18 protein-coding genes are annotated in these 20,043 nt (G+C 37.7%); 2 read left to right on the top strand and 16 right to left on the bottom strand.

Annotated elements, in window-relative coordinates:
• Position 1: 1 nt before the first annotated feature.
• Positions 2-1,087, top strand: a complete 1,086-nt coding sequence (wecB, locus tag QHT84_RS01695) for a non-hydrolyzing UDP-N-acetylglucosamine 2-epimerase (protein WP_283237806.1) — start codon at positions 2-4, stop codon at positions 1,085-1,087.
• Complete coding sequence (locus QHT84_RS01690) at positions 1,087-2,274, top strand: glycosyltransferase family 4 protein (protein WP_283237805.1); 1,188 nt, start codon at positions 1,087-1,089, stop codon at positions 2,272-2,274. The genes wecB and QHT84_RS01690 overlap by 1 nt, the downstream gene beginning before the upstream one ends.
• Here the strand turns inward: QHT84_RS01690 and QHT84_RS01685 are convergent.
• The 16 genes from QHT84_RS01685 to QHT84_RS01610 all read right to left on the bottom strand — a co-directional run bounded on the left by QHT84_RS01685 (position 2,271) and on the right by QHT84_RS01610 (position 19,954).
• Positions 2,271-3,638, bottom strand: a complete 1,368-nt coding sequence (locus tag QHT84_RS01685) for an undecaprenyl-phosphate glucose phosphotransferase (RefSeq protein WP_283237804.1) — start codon at positions 3,636-3,638, stop codon at positions 2,271-2,273. The two genes, QHT84_RS01690 and QHT84_RS01685, sit on opposite strands and share 4 nt — an antisense overlap.
• Before the next feature lie 5 nt (positions 3,639-3,643).
• Positions 3,644-4,627: a UDP-glucuronic acid decarboxylase family protein gene (locus QHT84_RS01680; RefSeq protein ID WP_283237803.1), complete on the bottom strand. Its 984-nt coding sequence runs from the start codon at positions 4,625-4,627 to the stop codon at positions 3,644-3,646.
• A 6-nt stretch (positions 4,628-4,633) separates the two neighbouring features.
• On the bottom strand, positions 4,634-5,986 hold the full coding sequence (locus QHT84_RS01675; protein WP_283237802.1) for an O-antigen ligase family protein: 1,353 nt from the start codon (positions 5,984-5,986) through the stop codon (positions 4,634-4,636).
• A complete protein-coding gene (locus QHT84_RS01670) occupies positions 5,928-7,034 on the bottom strand; it encodes a DUF1972 domain-containing protein (protein ID WP_283237801.1) in 1,107 nt (368 codons plus the stop codon). Before QHT84_RS01670 ends, QHT84_RS01675 begins: the two co-directional genes overlap by 59 nt.
• Before the next feature lie 74 nt (positions 7,035-7,108).
• Positions 7,109-8,254, bottom strand: a complete 1,146-nt coding sequence (locus QHT84_RS01665; RefSeq protein WP_283237800.1) for a glycosyltransferase family 4 protein — start codon at positions 8,252-8,254, stop codon at positions 7,109-7,111.
• Positions 8,247-9,497 (bottom strand): hypothetical protein, encoded by a 1,251-nt coding sequence (locus QHT84_RS01660; RefSeq protein ID WP_283237799.1) that lies wholly within the window; start codon positions 9,495-9,497, stop codon positions 8,247-8,249. Before QHT84_RS01660 ends, QHT84_RS01665 begins: the two co-directional genes overlap by 8 nt.
• Entirely contained in the window at positions 9,497-10,174 is a 678-nt protein-coding gene (locus QHT84_RS01655) for a hypothetical protein (RefSeq protein WP_283237798.1), read from the bottom strand. The genes QHT84_RS01660 and QHT84_RS01655 overlap by 1 nt, the downstream gene beginning before the upstream one ends.
• A gap of 43 nt (positions 10,175-10,217) precedes the next feature.
• The gene (locus QHT84_RS01650; RefSeq protein ID WP_283237797.1) at positions 10,218-11,483 is read right to left on the bottom strand and encodes an oligosaccharide flippase family protein; all 1,266 of its coding nucleotides are present in this window, start codon (positions 11,481-11,483) and stop codon (positions 10,218-10,220) included.
• A 75-nt stretch (positions 11,484-11,558) separates the two neighbouring features.
• Positions 11,559-12,125, bottom strand: a complete 567-nt coding sequence (locus QHT84_RS01645) for a hypothetical protein (protein WP_283237796.1) — start codon at positions 12,123-12,125, stop codon at positions 11,559-11,561.
• 67 nt (positions 12,126-12,192) lie between these two features.
• Complete coding sequence (locus QHT84_RS01640; RefSeq protein WP_283237795.1) at positions 12,193-14,043, bottom strand: glycosyltransferase family 39 protein; 1,851 nt, start codon at positions 14,041-14,043, stop codon at positions 12,193-12,195.
• A gap of 2 nt (positions 14,044-14,045) precedes the next feature.
• Positions 14,046-14,999, bottom strand: coding sequence for a glycosyltransferase (locus QHT84_RS01635; protein ID WP_283237794.1), 954 nt, complete (start codon positions 14,997-14,999; stop codon positions 14,046-14,048).
• A 1-nt stretch (position 15,000) separates the two neighbouring features.
• Positions 15,001-15,864 (bottom strand): dTDP-4-dehydrorhamnose reductase, encoded by an 864-nt coding sequence (gene rfbD / locus QHT84_RS01630; RefSeq protein WP_283237793.1) that lies wholly within the window; start codon positions 15,862-15,864, stop codon positions 15,001-15,003.
• Complete coding sequence (gene rfbC, locus QHT84_RS01625; protein WP_283237792.1) at positions 15,858-16,409, bottom strand: dTDP-4-dehydrorhamnose 3,5-epimerase; 552 nt, start codon at positions 16,407-16,409, stop codon at positions 15,858-15,860. The genes rfbD and rfbC overlap by 7 nt, the downstream gene beginning before the upstream one ends.
• A 1-nt stretch (position 16,410) precedes the next feature.
• Positions 16,411-17,268 carry a glucose-1-phosphate thymidylyltransferase RfbA gene (gene rfbA, locus QHT84_RS01620; RefSeq protein ID WP_283237791.1) on the bottom strand — a complete coding sequence of 286 codons (858 nt, stop codon included), beginning with the start codon at positions 17,266-17,268 and terminating at the stop codon, positions 16,411-16,413.
• Positions 17,269-17,271: 3 nt separating this feature from the next.
• Positions 17,272-18,255: a hypothetical protein gene (locus QHT84_RS01615; RefSeq protein ID WP_283237790.1), complete on the bottom strand. Its 984-nt coding sequence runs from the start codon at positions 18,253-18,255 to the stop codon at positions 17,272-17,274.
• Between the two features lie 10 nt (positions 18,256-18,265).
• Positions 18,266-19,954, bottom strand: coding sequence for a DUF6909 family protein (locus QHT84_RS01610; protein WP_283237789.1), 1,689 nt, complete (start codon positions 19,952-19,954; stop codon positions 18,266-18,268).
• Positions 19,955-20,043 lie beyond the last annotated feature (89 nt).

Genomic DNA, 20,043 nt, shown 5'->3' with positions numbered 1-20,043 from the left:
TATGAAAATCACAATAGTGGCCGGAGCCAGACCCAATTTTATTAAAATTGCGCCTATTATTAGAGCAATAGAGAACAAGCGAAAGATTGTTCCTACGCTTTCGTATCGGTTAGTCCATACCGGTCAACATTACGATAAAAACCTCAGCGACACTTTTTTCACTGAACTGAATATCCCAAAACCCGATGTCAACCTAGAGGTTAAAAGCGGCTCACAAGCCGAGCAAACCGCGGCTATTATGGTGGCTTTTGAAAAAGAGTTGCTGCAAAACCCGTGTGATTTGGTTTTGGTCGTAGGCGATGTCAACTCGACTATGGCCTGTGCCATAACTGCCAAAAAGCTCCACATAAAAGTGACGCATGTAGAAGCCGGTATCCGTTCCGGGGACATGACCATGCCCGAGGAAATTAACAGAATTGTTACCGATAGCATCACCGACTATTTTTTTACCACTTCCGTTACAGCCAATGACAATCTCATCAAATACGGTGCAGATGCCCGCAATATTCACTTTGTTGGGAATGTCATGATTGACACTTTATACCAAAATTTAGACCGGATTTCAGCACCCGATTTTTGGGAGGATTTCAACTTGGAAAAAGACCATTACATGGTGCTTACGTTGCACCGCCCTGCCAATGTTGACGAAGAAAATTCACTAATCGAATTGCTTCGCGGCATCGATGAAATGGCGGGCAATCGAAAGATTATTTTCCCAATTCATCCGCGCACTAAAGCCATTTTGGGTGAAAAGAAATTGGATTTAAAAAACATATTCTTGGTAGCACCGCAAGGGTATCTGCACTTTATGTTTTTAATTAAAAACTGTTTTGCGGTGATTACCGATTCGGGCGGAATTTCGGAAGAAACCACCGTGTTGGGCATCCCTTGTTTTACCATGAGAAACAACACCGAAAGACCCGAAACAGAAACGATTGGAACCAATACTTTGGTGGGCACCTCGATTGAAAACTTAAAGAAAATCTTTGAGCGGTTTTTGATTAACGGTCCTAAAAAAGCCGGAATACCGGAACTTTGGGACGGCAAAGCTTCAGAGAGAATCATTGATATTCTGTTGCAAAAATAATGGAAGAAATTCTCATCATATCCAACTATTACCCGCCGGAAAAAGGTGCCGCGGCGAACAGAATTGAGCAGTTGGCTATAAAACTCCATCAAAACAACTACCGCGTTTCTGTGATATGTCCTTTGGGAAATTATCCTAAAGGAGCATTATTTGCAGAGTATAAAGGTAAATTTTCGGTTACCGAAAACAGAGATAACATCACTGTAAAACGCCTTTGGATTTATCCCAGTGTAAGCAAAAACATTCTGATTCGTCTACTCTCTGTTCTTTCATTTTCCTCGAGTTTATTTCTTTATTTATTGTTTCGAAAAACACCCCAAAAAGTAGTGGTGCAATCACCACCATTATTACTTTCTTTTATTTCGGTTTTTGTTTTATCGTTTAAAAAGAAAAAAATTATTCTTAACGTATCCGATCTGTGGCCTTTAGCTGCCATCGAATTACAGGCCCTAAAAAAAGACTCTATATCCCATAAAGTATCTCTTTTTATGGAGCGATTTATTTATAAAAAGGCGTCCTCAGTGTTGGGTCAGTCCAATGAAATTATTAGCCACGTCAAAGGCGTTATTCCGGATAAACCGTGTTTTTTATATCGAAACTTTCCCAATCATAATATGGAAAGGCTCGAATTAAAAACCGAAGAGCAGCAACCCATAAAACTATTTTATGCCGGTTTATTGGGTATTGCCCAGGGGGTTTATGATTTGTGTGAAAAAATCGATTTTAAGAACCTTGGAAACATTGAGTTGCACTTATTTGGTGACGGTGCCGAGAAACAACAAATTGAAGCACTCATTGCGGCTCAAAAAGAACCCAAACTATTTTTCCAAGGTATGTTAGAACGGAAAATATTACACGAGCGATTGAAGACATTTGATGTTGCCCTTGTTCCGCTAAAAACCAGAATATACGGATCTGTTCCTTCTAAAATATTTGAATACGGTTCGTTGGGATTCCCTATTTTATACTTCGGCGGCGGTGAAGGCGAAACCTTGGTTCACAATCACCGTTTGGGTTGGGTCGCTGCTGTAGGTAACTTTACTGATTTAAATGAAAAGCTTCAAGAAATTGCGGCTTTAAAAAAGGCGGATTTAGCTCAAATGAAAAATACTATCTTTTCCGAAAGTCAAAAAGCGTTTGATTTGGATTTTCAAATGCAATCGCTTATCAAACAGGGTGTTTTTTAATAAGCCTTATCTTCTCCTTTAAAGATATTGATGACCGTTTGGAAAATAATCTTCAAGTCCATAATCATCGACCAATTTTCAATGTAAAACACGTCGAGTTTGATTCGATTGATCATATCTTCTTCGGTTTCAATTTCCCCACGGTAGCCTTTAACCTGGGCCAAACCGGTAATACCGGGTTTTACATAATGGCGTACCATGTATTTCTTAATTCTACTGGCATAGGCTTTATTTTGAGACCATAAATGCGGTCTTGGACCTACCACCGACATGTCGCCTATCAGAACATTAAAAAATTGTGGCAACTCGTCCATACTGGTCTTTCGCATAAATCGACCCATTTTGGTCACACGAGGATCGTTTTTGGATGCTTCTTTTTCGGTAAATCCGTTAACCTGCATGGAACGGAATTTATAACAAAAAAACTCTTCTTCATTTAAACCGGGTCTTCCTTGCCTGAAGAAAACCGGACCCTTAGATTCCAGTTTAATCAACACGGCTATAATCGGAATGAGCCATGACAACAGAAAAACAATCACAAACAAAGAAAAAACAATATCAAAAGCACGCTTTACTCCTTTAATAAAGGGGTTATGCAATTGTGTTTTCTGTAGTGAAAGTACCGGGAAAAGCTCGTAGTAATCTATTTTTAAATTCTTAGAGAAAATCTCTTTAGTGTCTGGAATAAACTTAATTGCTTTTCGGTTATCGTCGGCAAATTCGACTAAATCTTTAAGTTTTTCGTTCGAAATTTCATTCAATGAACAATAGATTTCATCTATCTTTTTTTGAAGAACAAACGCTTTTAAGTCTTCTATTTTACCGATTACTTCGGGGTTTTGTTTTTTATCTGAAAAATAACCAAAGAAACGATAACCATAGTCTTTGCGCTTTTCAAAAACTTCTTTTAATCGTATGGCTTCAGGTGTGTAACCTATGATAACCGCATTTCTGAAATTACTTCCGGTAACCAAGCGGTACTTTTTTAGGTAAAAGAACAAAAAGTACTTGAAACTTAAAATCACCACGAAGCTTACTGCCATAAAAATCGCAATGGCTTTACCGCTGAAAATAGCCGTTTTGGCAAATGGAAAAAATGCAATTACAACCAACAAAAATAGACTGAACTGCTTCACCAATTTGGTAATAATCTCTACGGGAGTGGTAAAACGGAAAACTTCATAATACTTTACAATCAGGGCAATAATAAACCAAGTGGATGTTTGGTACAGCAAATAATAAACGAGATTGAGCTTTAATTCCTTGAAAAAGAACAAGCTCAACGACGTGATGACTATCAAATCAAAAAGGGCGCTTATCGGCCTTATATATTTAGAATATCTTCCTGTTTGCTGTGCAACCATGCGTATTAATGGATGTATCCTTTAAAATCTTTATGTTCTTCTTTAAGAAGCTCTTCTGTTGATAGCGATTTGAAATAGTCGTACGTTAGCTTCATCCCTTCTTCCCTGTCCACTTTAGGAGTCCATCCTAAAATTTCTTTCGCTTTGGTAATGTCGGGTTGTCTTTGAAGCGGGTCGTTTACCGGTAACGGATGATAGACTACTTTTTGAGTCGTTCCGGTTAATTTTATAATTTCTTCGGCAAAATCCTTGATGGTAATTTCATCCGGATTCCCAATATTAACCGGGTAAACATAATCGGAGTGAAGCAATCTGAAAATACCCTCAACTTGATCGGTAACATAACAGAAAGAACGGGTTTGACTACCGTCACCAAAGATGGTTAAGTCTTCGCCTCGGAGCGCTTGACCAATAAACGCAGGAATTACACGGCCATCATTCAGACGCATTCGGGGTCCGTAGGTGTTAAAAATTCTAACGATTCTAGTTTCTACCCCGTGAAATGTGTGATAGGCCATCGTGATGGACTCCTGAAAACGCTTGGCTTCGTCATAAACCCCTCGAGGGCCGATGGTATTCACATTGCCATAGTACTCTTCGGTTTGCGGATGCACTAAAGGATCACCGTAAACTTCTGAAGTCGAAGCAATAAGAATGCGGGCTTTTTTAACACGAGCCAAGCCCAATAAATTGTGTGTTCCTAAGGACCCCACTTTAAGGGTTTGAATCGGAATCTTTAAATAATCGATAGGACTGGCCGGTGAGGCGAAATGAAGAATATAATCTATCTTTCCCGGAACGTGGACAAACTTGGTTACATCGTGGTGGTAAAACTCAAAATTTTTGTCTTTAAACAGGTGCTCAATATTTTTTAAATCTCCCGTAATCAAATTATCCATCCCGATTACATAATATCCTTCGGCAATAAATCGGTCACATAGATGGGAGCCTAAAAAACCGGCAGCTCCGGTAATTAATATTCTTTTCATAAGCAATTAGTCAGGTTGGGAACCTTTTGTTAAGGTTCCGGAATTAAAAAGACAATACAATAGCGTAAAAAACACCACGCCGCGTTGTCTCCATAAAAATGATTCCGTCAAAAATAAACTTATCATCAGAAATGAGAAAGCAAAATGGACAAAATCTTTAGATTGTAATGCATTTTTAACGTTCCCAACCAATAATAATAACAATAACAAAAAGCCAAAAACGCCTAATTCCGCGAAATTTTGAACATATTGGTTATGGAAATTTTTGTTTTGATAGCCTTCGTTTTCGTTGCTGCCTAAAAATAAATTATAAAATTTGGCTTTTTCTTCAATTTTAGGATAAGACGCATTGAGTCCGAATCCGTTCCAAAACACCTCTTCCTCGTTTACCAATTCGCAAAAAACTCGGAATTGATATACTCTGAATGCGGTTCCGGTGAAATAGTCATTAGGGGTAAACTTGGGATTAGACCACGCCTCTGCTATACTGACATAGTGAACTCCGGCCGGCACTCCTTCTAGTACGTTAGCGCTGATGCTTTTATCGGAGTTTGTTTGAAACTCATGTTGCAATCTGTTTTTGATTTTTCCGAAAGAAAAAACAACTCCAACCAAAGTTATCATAATGAGTAAGTTTCTCAACCGCATCTTGTAGCTCGTTTTGGTGAAGAAAATCACATAAATCAGGATTAAAAAAACAACCGAAAGCAAGATGTTTTTGGAAGACAACAATACCATAAACCCAAACAAAAGGAGGCTAAGGAAAACATCAACTTTAGTCTTAACCGATTTGGTCAAAAAATAAAAAAACGCCACTCCTGTAAAAACAGAAACGTGAATGGCATTTAAAAGTTTAGGCACCAAACCAAAGTCTATGTAATCTTCCCCGTGATAAAAAAATACTCTCGAATCTCCGCTGATAAAATACCTAATGACTGCTCTGACCAAAAAATAAATGGCAAAACAAACCATGGCATAACTGTAGTACTGTATTATTTTTTGCTTTTGAACAGGGGTAAAATCTTTAAAAACAATAAACGCCAAAGGAATGAGCAGTAACGAAACTTCTTTGGAAAGCGCCGATAAAGTGGCGGGTTGATCAATAGACCAAAAATAAGAAACCGCCATTAAAACATACAACAGAATAGGCAGAAGTATCGGGAAACGAACCTTGATATTCGTTTTCTTAACACCCAAAATGGCAAACAACACAAACAACCCTAAAGCGATATTGTTAATCGCATAACTCAACGGAATCGTAACTAAAAGTAAAATGGTGGGAATAAAAGAAGTGTTGGTTTTATTTTCTTTTATCAGACTTTGAATAGCATTCTTCGAAGAGTTGTAAATATTCACCATTTATTTTTTCCCAGTTAAAGTCATTGACAATGGCATCAAAGTTATTTTGAACCAAATGCAAGTTATCATTTTTTTTGATAGTATTCAGAATATTTTTTACTTCTTCGGGGTTGGAAAAATAGTACCCGTTATCTTTTAAAATTCCTCTATTGAAGTCGTTGTTGTGAGCAATAACCAATGCCTTGGAAGCCATAGCCTCCAAAAGAGACGGATTGGTGCCGCCTACAGAATGACCGTGAAAATACAGATTGGAATAATACCTCAAATTATTGAGGTGTTCTAAGTTGTAAAGTCCACCGATAAAGCGAATATGACTGTAATTTTTAAACTTATTTTTCAGATACTCGCCATATTTTGTGTGGTGTTTGCCAATCACTAAAATAGGGGTTTTGTCCTCATTCATGGCCACGCCTTCTAAGACCATATCCAAATTATTTTCGGGTTCAAAACGCGCCATAATCATATTGAACTTTTCCCTTTCGACTTGATACTCTTGCAAAATGGATTCGTTCGGGCTATCAAAAGGATAAGCGCCGTAGGCAATGTAGGTTGATTCTTTTTTATATTTTTCGAGCAAGAACTTCTTAATTCCCAAAGAATCTGAAACTAAAAAATCACTACTGTTGGCCGCTAATCTTTCAGCAAATTTTAAAAATTGTTGAACCGGCTTTGAATACTTGGTTCTTTTCCACTCCAACCCATCCATGTTGGTAATGATGATTGATTTTTTGGGCAATAAAAAATACCAAATGGAATTGCTGGTGTAACCCAATTGTAAAATGATATCAAAATTTCTTTTGCGAGCGTCTCTGATACAATTGTAGTCGTAAATAAACTGACCGAAAGTGCCCAATTTGTACTCAGGATCGTATTGATGCAAAATGTGTACTCCGTGAAACGATTTCTCCTGAAACGGATGATCATGTGAATTATAGCAATATACTTCGTGCCCTTTTTGTACCAGATACACCGAAAAAAATTCGGCAAATTGTTCAAAGCCTCCGTAATAATTCGGCACACCACGGGTTCCAAGTATGGCTATTTTCATGAAGTTTTTTCTTTTTCAGTGCCAAAAATAAGGAAATAAAACAGTTTAGAAAAAAGAATCGTTCTTGAAAAGTCTTATCGCATCCTTTCGAACAATGTTTCAAACTGATTCAAATAGCGTTCCTCTGAGAACTCGCTTACCGCTCTTTGATACCCTTTTTCACCAAACTCCATCCGTAATTTCTCATTCTCTGTTAATTTTTGAATGGCTTTGGCAAGTGCCTTGGAATCATTAGGAGTCACCAAAAATCCGGTTTCATTGTCTGCAATGATTTCGGTTAAACCGCCATGATTAGAGCCAATCACCGGTTTATGAGATAACATGGCTTCTAAAGCCACTAACCCAAAGGATTCGGCTTCTGTAGACGGCACCACAATAATGTCCGACACTTCAAAGAATGCGTCCAGTTCTTTGGTAAACGGTAAAATCTTAACATCATCTCCTAAATGGTGCGTGTGAATGAGTTGCTCAATCTCTTCCAAATAATACTCTTGACCGGGAACCGGCGAACCAATAAAGAGCAATTTGATATTCTCCTTGTTTGCAAGATGGTTAATATACATTTCAAGTAATAACTTGTGCCCTTTTAAACGGCTGATTCTGCCGATTAGGGTGATAATAATATCCCTTTCTCTGAATCCCAGTTGTGATTTGTCGACTTTTATAAACTCCTTTTTACGTGGCGATAACCCGTTATGAATGACCACTGTTTTACCGGCCAAGTCCGGTATTCTGGCTACCAAATTTTGCCTGGTCGCGTTAGAATTACACACGACAGTATTGGCATACTTTTTTAAAAGTTTCGGAAAAGTTTGGGCAATTAATCTCGGATGGACAATAATCTCGTGAACATGCCAAAGGTGTTTCTTGCCTGATTTTTTGGCGTAGATCATTCCCAATAACACGGCTAACGTATTCGAATAAATGATATCGAAATGATAGGTTTTATCTAATTCTTTAAGTGTTTTTAAAGCACTTCTTACCTGTTTCAAAAAAAGCGCTATGTTTTTAATGGTAAACATTTTGCGATAGAGCTTGAGTACAGGCGCAATCACCACTTTAATATTTTGCTTTTCGAGTTCCGCTTGTAACGGGCCGGTTTCGGGCAAAACCACGACCGGATGGAAACGGGATTTGTCAAGTTTGGTTAGCAGCAGCAGCAAGGTTCTGTCTGAACCGTATAATTCGGCCGATTGATGGATAAATAGAATATTAATCATGCGGTGTCGAATTTTGGTGCTGTTTGATTAGGATTTCACGGAAACAGATTATAAAGCCTAAAAAAATCGACTTCGTATCGGCCGTGAAATAAAAGCCCATAAAAACCCAACACGAAACAAACATGAAAAGTCCGGAGCCAACCATCAAATAATTGATTTGTTTAACCATCGGAATTTCGGATTTCGGATTTTTAAAAAGAAAAAATATAGACGCCAATAAAAAGGCTACGCCCAGTAATCCCGATTTTAAAAAGACCGTCATAAACCCGTTATGGAGAATGGAAATGTATCGCAAGAACATGTCGCTCAACCATATTTTTTGCTTCAAGTCTACTTTGGAGCCCAAACCTTGTCCGAATAGCACAGAGTACTTGCCTTCACGAGTCACTTGCCGTGCCGTTATAATGTTTTCATGGGAACGATAATTGTCGTTAAAATCTTTCCAATCACCCCGGTTGATTTTGGTTTTGAACGGTTCAATAGGTGCTACTTTTATTTTATACAAAAAGGCTTCCAAGCCCGGGCCGTTTCTTTTGGGATTGATATACAGAATAGCAGAGTATCCGATACTGCTGACAATAACAATAGAGGCCACCACGATAATCAGCCTTCTGTTGAGTACGAAATACCCTTTTAAAGCAAAAAAGAGGATAAAGAACTGTATGAAATTGGTACGAGACAAGTATAAAAAAGAGGACAATGCCACAGCGATAATGTAGATTCTCACTCTTTTTTTGGTAAAGTGGAGTTCGAACTTTTGATGAAAAATCAATATAATTAACGCATAAATTTCGTAATCACTAAAATATCCGGCGTAGTATCTCAAGTCATTAATACTGCTTGCTTTGAAGAATACAAATCCTCTAAACACTAAAAAAAAGTGAATTAAGGCCAAGAAAAAAGCCGTATGAGCTACCGTTTGTATGGCCAAATGAGGGATTCGTTTACAGAGCTGATAACCAATAAGTAATCCCAGTATGGGCTTTGCGATATACGTGAAATCTCTGATGATGTAATATCTTTCATACTCTTTAAACAACAGCACCACAGCCGCAATCAGCAATATGGCACCGTAGCAAAGTAATTGCTTAGTAATACCCCAAGAATATTTACTTTGAAGCGTAAGTAGTGTTGTTAAAGACCAAACCGCAAAAGTTAACTCGTAATTGTTGATGTACGGCACGGCCACACAACTAGCAAAGAGCAACTGGTACAACAGTGTTTTTTTAATCACTAAAGCCATTATCCTATTGTTTTTAACACTTTAGCCGGCACACCGCCAATCACAACATTATCGGGGAATACGCCGTTGACCACAGCTCCTGCCGCCACAACCGAATTGTTTCCCACTACACAACCGTCCAAAAAAGTTACCTTCGCGCCGACCCAAATATTATTTCCTAAAACAATGCCTTTGGAACTAACCCCTTGCTCACGAATAAGCTTAGTGGTATCGCTGAAATTATGATTTTCGGAATGAAACGAGATGTAAGAACCCATGATCACGTCATTCCCAATCTTAATACCTCCGGCAGCACCAAAATGGGTGTAATCGCCAATGGCCGAATGATGACCCATTTTTAGTCCTTTCCCGTATTTAGAAAAATGGCTGGTGGTTGTTAAAGTAGAAAAAGCGCCGATTTTAACGCAATCGCCCAACACGATTCTCTCAGATGCGAAGCCATCAATTATCGTGTTTTTTTCGATGGTTACATTTTTTCCGAAACGGATATTGCGTGGATTCAGAATAGTCGTATTACTGCCTACAAAAACTTTTCTTCCGGTTTTGAAAAACCCTCTTAAAAGCATGCATCCTCTTTTGAATAAAATATGATAAAAAAGGGCATTGGGAATTCTGGCATCAATCTGATAATTTTTTCCCGACCTTATCAATAATTTTTGAAACAGTGCTTTTAGCATTAGAGAGATTTTTCACTGGAATGTCCAAAAATACGATTGTTTTTTAACTTGTACTATTAAATAATTTATTTTTAACGGCATACATAAAGACCGAAATAACCAGAATTTCCGAAATGATTAAGGCGGTTAAAACCCCTAAAACATTTAACCTTGGTGTTAACAATACAATTAAAAGTAGCGTAATTACGGTTACAAACATGGTGGTATGGGTATACATCTTTTGCTTGTTCCAGCCGAGTACCAATTGTTTTAACGGTTGTCCTATACTCTGAAGCAGCGGTATCAGTAAAGCAATTTGAAGAAGATTACTAATGTGTGCTACATTTAGCGGGTTAAAGTAATCGACAATTTCGAAAGAATATCCCGAAATCAAAAGTAATAATAAGAGCGTGAAACCAAAGTTTAAGCCGTTTGCTTTCCGCCAAAATTGTAAGGCTTCTGCTTTTGACGTTTCTAACAAATAACAAACCCTTGGAAAAATAAAGTTGAAAAACAACAAAATGTAGGTTCTGAAAATTACAATAATCTGATCGATAATTTTATACTGTCCCGCCATGGTATTGTTGCCGAAATAACTCACTAAAACGATAGGGAAATACATTTGAAGTGACACAAAAATTTGAGAGCCAAACATGGAAAAGTTAGACTTCAAATAGGACGTAATATGGCTTTTTTGCGTCTTTTTAAATGAAAAACCATACTGTTTCCACAGGTAAATAAAAGCTATACTATTGGCCAAAATCATACCGATACCCCAAAACAAATTGTTATAAACATAATCGGATGGCTGTTGAATACACCAAAAAATCCCCGCGACATAGACTACTTTAGAGAGAATGTTGGAAAAGGTAATCCATTTAAAATTTTCCATTCCTTGTAAAAACCATGTAGGATTGATAAACTGTCCTACCAAAACCGGAAGTCCGAAAAAAAACAATCGTTTTTCTTGGTTAAAATAAGGCACAAAAAAGATAAGCAAACAAGTTACTGCTAATACTATCAATAAGAGAAATAATTTGGCGGTGTATATCGTGGTAAAAAGGGTTTCGAGTTTTTCGGGATTGTTTCTGTTAACAGCTACTTCTTTAACCCCCAAAATGTCGGAACCGTAATCGATAAAAACCATCAGGAAAAACGAGATGGCCAACCCTACGCCTATTTTACCGTAGCCTTCCTCGGTGCAGACCGAAACAATGTAAGGCACCACCAGCAATGGCGTAACCAAATTGAAAAACTGCCCGACTCCGTAGGTCACAAAGTTGTGGAGTTGTTTTTGTTTTTTTAGTAAATCGAAGAGGCGTTTCGGCATGTTAGGTTAAAATTAAAAAGCTACAAATTGAAAAACATTCAACTTGTAGCTTCCCCTTTTTATCTTTTGTATCCATTAACTGGCTACAGTGGTTAGTTTTTTCAAAGCATCTATTAACTCTTGTCTCGGATAATAGAACGGTGTTTTGTATTCCGATCCGGTTTTAATGAATTTAATGGCTCCGGTTCCTTGATCAAACTCTGTTTTAAAGTCTTTACTTTCAATGAAAAATTTAAAAAAGTCTACCCCTTTAAAGTTAATCTCGTTGCCATAATATGAAATCTTCACGCTGTAAAGCGTTACCGATTCTTGTTCTTTGTTCATCCCAAAATCCAAACGGATATCGGTAGGAATTTTTTCTTCCGATAAATCGAACACTACTGTCTCTCTCTTTCCATCGCCTTGAACTCCTCGCCATGCGGCCAATTCTCCGGTAAAGGCGGTGGTGTTGTCTTCAGTGTAATAGAGGGTAAAATCATCTTTTTTGGACGCCGCTACATCAAGCTCCACGCTAAAATTTTGTTTTACGGCTACTTCCGGAGTTTCGGCTTCAGGTGATGCTTGTTCGCCTTCCTTTTTATCATCTTTACAAGAAACTAAGGATAGTACCACCAATAGAACTGCAAAAAAATTAGTTTTCATATTTAATATTTAATATTTCTCTGCAAAAGTAAAAATTTAAGCGTTAAAATGTGATTATTCTAATTTTTTATTTGACGATAGTTTTGTCTGTCAAAGTCAAGCCCTCTTTGCCCGTTTCCCTATTCACCATATAAATGGCAACCTTATAGTGCCCTGGCTCAAGACTGGTGTCTGCATTTACAGAAAATCCTGAGTCGTCAAGATCAAAATTGCTTTTGAAATATTCTGTTACATCTTTTCGGATTACTCTTTGGGTCTGCAATCGGATCGCTTTACGGTCTTTTACCAATATCAAATTAATCTCTGTTTTTTTAGCATCCTGATTATCAAAATAAGCCCAACCTGTTAATGTCAATTTGTTATCAGCGTACTGATACGTTTCCAAATTGAATTTAAACGGATCTCCATTAACCTCTTCCATCTTCTTGAATTTAGAAATATCAATAGTTTTTGGTACATCTTTCAATAAAATGAAATGCTTGGTCCAGGCCTGGAAACCATCATAATTGTTCTCTATATAAAAGTGTTCGTTTAAAAACGCCAAACTCTTTTCACTAGGATTATATACTCGATCATGTCCATCGATATACCAAAAAGGTTTTATCTTGGTTGTGTCCTGCTGCATTTCGGCTAAATATGCATCTAACGATTTGTCAACTATCTCAAATTTCGCTTTGTCGTTCTTAAAAAAGAAGGGCATATACCAACCCAAGCTGGTAACTACAGGTTCTTTTCCCTTACTATTGGTTTTGATGAACACTGTGGCTTCTCTAAATTGAGCCTTATTGGGAACCGAATAATATTTTTTGACAATCAATGTATCAGTTGCGGAAAAAACCAACAGTAATGATACAACCGTGATTTGAACGATTTTATTCTTAATCTGGCTGATGGAGATAGAAAGTAAAATTAATACTCCCGGCAACAACGCTATAAAATAGCGGTTTACAATCATTGGAATCGACAGATAAGATCGAATCAATGGAATTAAAAGAACAACACTTATCCAAATTACGATAATTACAAAGCTGAAAACTTTTTTATCGCTTATGACAGATTCATATGTTATATTCAACGTGTCGTTTAAAGATGCTAATCGGACGAAATAAAGCACTACTAAAAGACCTAAAATAGTTAGAATCATTTCAGAGCTTCCAAAAAACTCTTTAAATATCAATGTATACACCTCGGGGGTTGGCGCCGGAATCCAAAACTCTTTTATCTCGGACACCTTGATTAGAATCTTTATGGCCGGTGTGAATAATACCAGTGTTAATATCCCCGAAATAAAGGAATTAATAAAGAAGTTTTTTCGGTTCTCTTTATTGGAAAGAATCAAGAACAACAATAGAATCAAATACTGGGCAAACAAAACAAACAACCCAAAGAAATGCGAATAAAGCATCAATGCGGCTAACAGTCCATAAAGTAACGCGTTTTCCCTTTTTGGTGTTTTTAAGAACTTTACTAAATAATAAAACGCCAACGTCGTAAATAGAAACAGGAAAATATACGGTCTAACTTCTTGTGAAAAATACAAATGGAATGGGTTGATGGCTACTAAAAAAGCAACTATCAATCCTACTTTGGTATTAATCATTTCCTTACCCAATAAATAAATAGCGTAAATACTCAGGATTCCAACAATTGCTGAATACATTCTAGCAACAAAAGTGGTGTACCCAAAAATCTTAAACAGGAAATACAGCGAGTAAAAATAAAGTGGTGGCATTTGCTCACCGGACATAATAACGCTATACAAATCCAATAATCGAATGTTAGGATTTGACTCATTAATAGAATGGATTTCATCCAACCAAATGCTCTGAAAATCAATTTTGTAAAATCTGAATATGGAGCCTAATAAAAGAATCAATATCAGGAGTTTATTAACTTTGTTAAATTCTATTATTTTCATGCTTAATATTTTTCAATATTTTCAATAAAATCCAAATAAATTTTACTGTTTGGCGAACTGATATTTTTTCGGGTGCTAAGCTGCAATAAAAGCACAATCAAAGTCACCGAAAACAGTTGGAGAATAATCCCGGAGATGATTAAAATAAGACTCGAGGCCCAACCCGGAATAGCATAATTGGTGAATAATTTTTCGCCTAAAACATACATCACCGATAAAAAACAAAGGACAATCCCAATCAAGGATAGTCTTAATATCTTGATGGAAATTTGGTCAAAATATACCGAAATGGAGCTCAACCCGTGGATAATCAAATTGTTGAAATTCATTTTGGAAACACCTTTGTATCGCTTACCCCTATCGAGTAAAACCATATCATACGGAATTTTGGACTGTATGATTCCTCCTGAATAATGATTCCAAATATTGCTTTGATGCACCACTTTCCCTAAAAGTTTGACCGGAATAACACTAAAGTTTCCAAAACTGATTTTTTGTCCGGTTAAGTAGTGAAATAATGATTTATAGAAAAAATAGCCTGTCTTGAAGAGAACCGACTCTTGTCTTTTATTGCGTTGGGCAAAAATAATTTTGCGTTGGCCTTCAACATTGGCTTTTTCTAATAAAGCCGGAATGTCCTCCGGACGGTCTTCGCCGTCACTGTCCAAAACCACAATATAATCGGCATCTTGAATTTCGTTGTAAACATACTGCAACCCAACCGCAATTGCTCGTTGATGGCCTACATTCACTTTAAGATGTAAAATGGTTATCGGTAAGCTCGGATGGGCTATTTGATGTTCCTCATTAGAACCGTCATTTACAGCAATTAAGGCATATTGATAGGCCTCTCTGTCATTGTTTTGCAACTTTGCTATGTGGGCTAACAAAATGTCAAAACTTTCCCAGTCGTTGTACACCGGTGCAATACAATAAATTTTTTTAGTTCCGTTCACGTTATTGACATCTTATCCTGGATTCCCAATCTTTGATATCTATTCCAAAAACCGTCTTAATCTTGGTTTTATCCAATACGCTATAGGCGGGTCTTTTCGCCGGAGTAGGAAATTCTGACGTAGGAATAGGTTGTAAATGTATCGAAATATCATTAATACTGAATATTGCTCGGGCAAAATCATACCATGAACATTGTCCTTCGTTGCTGAAGTTATAAATTCCGAAGTCATGGTTTGTGGGTTTTTGCACTTCGACAAGCTCTCTGTGACAAATTATCTTTACCAAACATTCGGCCAAATCTACTGCATGAGTCGGCGTTCCGATTTGGTCATTTACGACCGAAATACGATCTCTTTCCGAAGCTAAGCGCAACATGGTTTTCATAAAGTTATGCCCGAATTGCGAATACACCCAAGACGTTCTGATAATGTAATGCTGTTCCAAAGTCTTTTGAATCTCAATTTCTCCTTCTAATTTGGTTTTGCCGTAAACTCCGGTAGGATTAGGAATATCGGTTTCTGTGTAGGGTGTGGTTTTTTTACCGTCAAACACAAAATCAGTGGAAATGTGAAGTAAAATGGTGCGATGCGCCTTACAAACTTCAGCCAAATTTTTAGCGCCCATCACATTGATTTTATACGCTTTTTCGGGTTCGCTTTCGGCTTTATCAACCGCAGTATAAGCCGCCGCATTGATACAATAATGGGGTTGTATTTGGGCAAAAACGGCTTCACAGTTTTGTTTGTTCGTAATATCCAAATCAGATGACGTACAAAAAACAAATTGAATTTCGGGAAATCGTGGCGCCAAAAATTGCAAACTTTGCCCCAATTGTCCGTTGCTGCCTGTGACTAAAACTACCATACTTTTTGGGCATTAGCCAATATGGGTTGGACTTTATCCTTGTCTGAAATAATGAGCTTTTCTGCAGGAAATTGCCAATCGATACCAATCGTTTCATCATTGTAAATCACGCCGCCTTCACTTTCTTTATTGTAAAAATTATCACATTTATAAAAGAAAACGGCGGTGTCACTCAATACCAAAAATCCGTGGGCAAAACCTCTTGGCACAAAGAATTGTTTTTGATTTTCGGCCGATAGTACTACCGACACATGCTGCCCGAAAGTAGGGGACTCCGGTCGCATGTCGACCGCTACATCCAAAACTTCTCCGGCCAAAACGCGCACTAATTTAGCCTGAGCATGTTCGCCGGTTTGATAGTGCAATCCTCTCAAAACGCCTTTGGAAGAAAAAGATTGATTGTCCTGCACAAAATGAACTTTTTGCCCAATGCCTTGTTCAAACGTTTTTTCGTTAAAACTTTCCATAAAATAGCCCCTTCCGTCGGGAATTATTTTAGGCTCACAAATAAAACATCCTTCCAGTTTTGTCGGGATAAAATTCATGTTAGATCAAACTTAATAAGTGATTCCCATAGCCGCTTTTAAGTAACGGTTGAGCTAATTTTTTTAATTGTTCGGCATCAATAAAGCCCATACGGTAGGCCGCCTCTTCAATGGCGCCTATTTTCAACCCTTGTCGTTCCTCAATAACTTGAACAAATTGGCTGGCCTGCATCAAAGAATTAAATGTACCGGTATCCAGCCAGGCAGTACCTCGATCGAGTATACTGACTTTGAGTTTTCCTCTTTTCAAATATTCTTTATTGACATCGGTAATCTCCAACTCACCGCGTGAGCTGGGTTGAATATGGGCTGCTATGTCAACCACATCGTTGTCATAAAAATAAATTCCGGGAACGGCATAGTTCGATTTGGGGTGTAATGGTTTTTCTTCTATAGAAAGCACATTTCCTTTGTCGTCAAATTCAACTACGCCATAACGTTCCGGATCGTGCACATGATAGGCATAAATAATCCCGCCATCCGGATTGTTATTGGCCAAAAGCAAGTCGGAAAGACCGGTTCCGTAAAAAATATTATCTCCTAAAACCAACGCGACTTTATCACGACCGATAAACTCTTTCCCTATGATGAACGCTTCGGCCAAACCATTGGGGTTTTCCTGTACGGCATACTCAAATCGGCAGCCCAAACTCGAACCATCGCCCAACAATTGTCGGAATAACGGTAAATCATGCGGAGTTGATATAATCAGTATCTCGCGGATTCCGGACCAAATTAAAGTAGATAAAGGATAATAAATCATCGGCTTATCATAAATCGGCATCAACTGTTTGCTGACCGCTAAAGTCAATGGATGCAAACGTGTACCCGAACCGCCGGCTAAAATGATACCTTTCATAGATTATGAATTTATCTTGGCCATTTGATACTTGTAGTATTTTTTCAAAATCGATACTAAAACAAAAATTCCTATCAAGAACAATGGCAGTATGAGTTTCATTTTATTATTAACTGCACTGCGGTCCAATATATTCAGAATAATACTGTTGTCTTTGACAATTTTATCCAAATTAATTAATTCGATTCTCTTGTTTCCCTGTTCTAACAGCAACTCATCTTTAGCCTTGATTACATCAGCCAATTGCGCATTTTCGTTATAATAAATCAACTTATCACTTTTTTGAGAACCGTTAACCGTATTGTTAAATGCATTTAAAAATCCGTCAATCTGACTAATGATGGAATCATTTTTAGCTATTTTAATTTTAACATTATTCACGTACTCCTTTTGAATGGCTTGGTAATACGCTGAATTATTGAGATAATTTAAGAGCGGGTCTACTGTTTTTTCTTTGGAAGTAATTCCATTGGTTACAAAAGAAATGCTGTGATACGGATAATTTTTACTGGTTAAGGTTTCCCCTACCACTTTTTTGATGTCGCCGTCTTCCGACATTAATTTAATAAGTTCAAAGTTTTGAGGTTTGTTGTCGATAAACTTATACACATCCGGTATGGGAGAGATAGAAACTTTGAGTACTTTTTTGGGTTCTTTAATTCCAACCACTTCCTTCAAGAAAATCGTGTCTCCTTCTTCTATCTTCGCATTGATGAGTTCCACCGTGGTATATACATAGTCAGTAGAGTTAAAATTAGGCAATACAATAATCTGATTGTTGTATACTTTGTCTGTTTTGTCTAAATAATACCCTAATCCGGCTCCAATGACAAACAAAATACCAACCCAAATGATATTTCGTCTGAAAAACAAAAAGGCTCTGAAAATTTGAGTGGTAATGTTTTCAAAAAAACTTCCTATTTTTTTGGAAAGTTGTGACAAATCAATCTCTTGGTTGTCTTGATTGTTTTGAGGTGTAGCAGTCATGTTTTGAAGGTTATACGTTAAAGATTTGTTCTAATATTTTGATGGTAATTAAATACGTCGGTTTTACGCCTGTTGTTCCTAATCCGCCGGAGGCTAACGTGCTTCCGGTTTCTAAAGGATTGTCTGAAGCATAATAGGCATAGCGTACTTTTACCGCTGTATTGATGCTTTTTCTGATTTTAGAGGCCGATTGAATCGCTTTTTGATAATAAGCGCCTTCCATTTCCAATCCGATGACTTCCCAAGTAGACTCGTGGAAAAATTTCAACAAGTCTTTGTTTTGTAATGAAGTGCCGAGAACCGTAACCATTGGACCCGAAAAGACCGGAATCCCATTGCCTTCAAACATTTCGGCGGTTAACTCGTTTTCAAACGGATAGTTATCAGCGGTTCCTTCATTAATATGGGCAGACGGAATCATAATATCGCCTTTTCCGCCTTCTAAAATTCCGGCTTTCCCCATAATAGAAACCGACTCCACCTTTAAAAAGGTTTTGCTTTTGCCCTCTTTATAGGGCTTCAAAAGCTCATCGATCGTTTCAAAAGCCTGTTCTCCGAAAGCATAATCCATAACAATCAGTACCGGTGCTTGTTTGCCTATTTTGGCCGTTGGAAAACTCGATTTTTTCCAATCAATTTTCGCCGTGTCAAAAATTTGAACGTCAATATTGGTCCCCGATTGATCGGGCAAAGAAATCATCCCGTGCTTTAAGGCAAACTCTTCTACTTTTCCTCGCAAGGCATCAGCTCCCGATTTACTCAATTCTTCGTAAATTACAAAATCGTCTTTATCTTTAAACTTCGATTGTAAAACCGTGGTAGCGAAAATAGAATTCATCACACTGTGCATGTTGGCACTGATGATGTGAATGGGTCTTTCTAAAAGCTGATTTTCTTTTAAAACCTGCTTGATATTGGTCGCCCAAATTTCGCCGTGAATGTGATGTCCTAATCTTTCTCGTAAAATCGGACTAAAGGTAATGGTGCGTTTGTTATTGTCTACTATTTCCTCAATGGCTAATTTTCCTAACCAGTAAATAACATGTAAAAAACGATCCGGTTTTTCTTTGGTTGCAAAAGAATCGTAAATGTCTAACACTTCCGAAAAACTTCTGCCCAACACATTAGCAGCATGGGAAATGGCGATTTCTTTTTCGGTTTGGGAAAGCTTTTTGTTTTGCAAAACCGCTTGCTCTAACTTTTGCCAATCGCGGGTCACTTCTACTTCATTTTCATCCAATAACACGCGGTCTTTGATTTTGTGCGATTCGATAAAAATAAACGTCAAGTGTGTCAAAATATCATAGATGTCCGAACGCCCACGGGTGATTTCCACGTTCATTTGTTCTTCATCGATGCGGTAACAATTTCTTCTTCTTTTGGGAGGAATGATGGCCTTAAAATGGGATTTGGAGTAGCCTTCGTCTGAAGTTAAGTTGATAAATCGACATTCTTCGATGCCTACCGGAAGCCTTTCAATCACATACAACAAACCGTTGAGTTCTACTTTTTCTTCTGCGATGCTTCCGTAAATTTCGGGCCTTAGAGATAATAACGCTTCTCGTAAGGTTTCTCCCGAGACACCCATGGGTTTGTAAAAACCTCTGTTGAATAAATGTCTCATCGTAATGTACAGTCGTTCGATAGCCGCCGACGACTCTTGCGCTCTGGAGCGCGAAATGTTTTTAATTTCTTTCATCTGTTTTTGTTAATTCTATCTGATGTGTCAGATGTAATTTGCCAGCGAACCATTGGTTAAAATTGTAAAACCAATACTGGCTCATTTTA

Origin of the sequence: Flavobacterium sedimenticola (genome assembly GCF_030053345.1) — a bacterium.
Classification (GTDB): domain Bacteria; phylum Bacteroidota; class Bacteroidia; order Flavobacteriales; family Flavobacteriaceae; genus Flavobacterium; species Flavobacterium sedimenticola.
The sequence above is the reverse complement of the archived record's forward strand: the minus strand, read 5'-3'. Positions and strand labels throughout refer to the sequence as shown.

What these genes read in the sequence shown, in the direction of transcription:
- wecB (WP_283237806.1), top strand. Translation starts at nt 2, where the DNA reads ATGAAAATCACAATAGTGGCCGGAGCCAGACCCAATTTTATTAAAATT.
- QHT84_RS01690 (WP_283237805.1), top strand. Translation starts at nt 1,087, where the DNA reads ATGGAAGAAATTCTCATCATATCCAACTATTACCCGCCGGAAAAAGGT.
- QHT84_RS01685 (WP_283237804.1), bottom strand. Translation starts at nt 3,638, where the DNA reads ATGGTTGCACAGCAAACAGGAAGATATTCTAAATATATAAGGCCGATA.
- QHT84_RS01680 (WP_283237803.1), bottom strand. Translation starts at nt 4,627, where the DNA reads ATGAAAAGAATATTAATTACCGGAGCTGCCGGTTTTTTAGGCTCCCAT.
- QHT84_RS01675 (WP_283237802.1), bottom strand. Translation starts at nt 5,986, where the DNA reads ATGGTGAATATTTACAACTCTTCGAAGAATGCTATTCAAAGTCTGATA.
- QHT84_RS01670 (WP_283237801.1), bottom strand. Translation starts at nt 7,034, where the DNA reads ATGAAAATAGCCATACTTGGAACCCGTGGTGTGCCGAATTATTACGGA.
- QHT84_RS01665 (WP_283237800.1), bottom strand. Translation starts at nt 8,254, where the DNA reads ATGATTAATATTCTATTTATCCATCAATCGGCCGAATTATACGGTTCA.
- QHT84_RS01660 (WP_283237799.1), bottom strand. Translation starts at nt 9,497, where the DNA reads ATGGCTTTAGTGATTAAAAAAACACTGTTGTACCAGTTGCTCTTTGCT.
- QHT84_RS01655 (WP_283237798.1), bottom strand. Translation starts at nt 10,174, where the DNA reads ATGCTAAAAGCACTGTTTCAAAAATTATTGATAAGGTCGGGAAAAAAT.
- QHT84_RS01650 (WP_283237797.1), bottom strand. Translation starts at nt 11,483, where the DNA reads ATGCCGAAACGCCTCTTCGATTTACTAAAAAAACAAAAACAACTCCAC.
- QHT84_RS01645 (WP_283237796.1), bottom strand. Translation starts at nt 12,125, where the DNA reads ATGAAAACTAATTTTTTTGCAGTTCTATTGGTGGTACTATCCTTAGTT.
- QHT84_RS01640 (WP_283237795.1), bottom strand. Translation starts at nt 14,043, where the DNA reads ATGAAAATAATAGAATTTAACAAAGTTAATAAACTCCTGATATTGATT.
- rfbD (WP_283237793.1), bottom strand. Translation starts at nt 15,864, where the DNA reads ATGGTAGTTTTAGTCACAGGCAGCAACGGACAATTGGGGCAAAGTTTG.
- rfbC (WP_283237792.1), bottom strand. Translation starts at nt 16,409, where the DNA reads ATGAATTTTATCCCGACAAAACTGGAAGGATGTTTTATTTGTGAGCCT.
- rfbA (WP_283237791.1), bottom strand. Translation starts at nt 17,268, where the DNA reads ATGAAAGGTATCATTTTAGCCGGCGGTTCGGGTACACGTTTGCATCCA.
- QHT84_RS01615 (WP_283237790.1), bottom strand. Translation starts at nt 18,255, where the DNA reads ATGACTGCTACACCTCAAAACAATCAAGACAACCAAGAGATTGATTTG.
- QHT84_RS01610 (WP_283237789.1), bottom strand. Translation starts at nt 19,954, where the DNA reads ATGAAAGAAATTAAAAACATTTCGCGCTCCAGAGCGCAAGAGTCGTCG.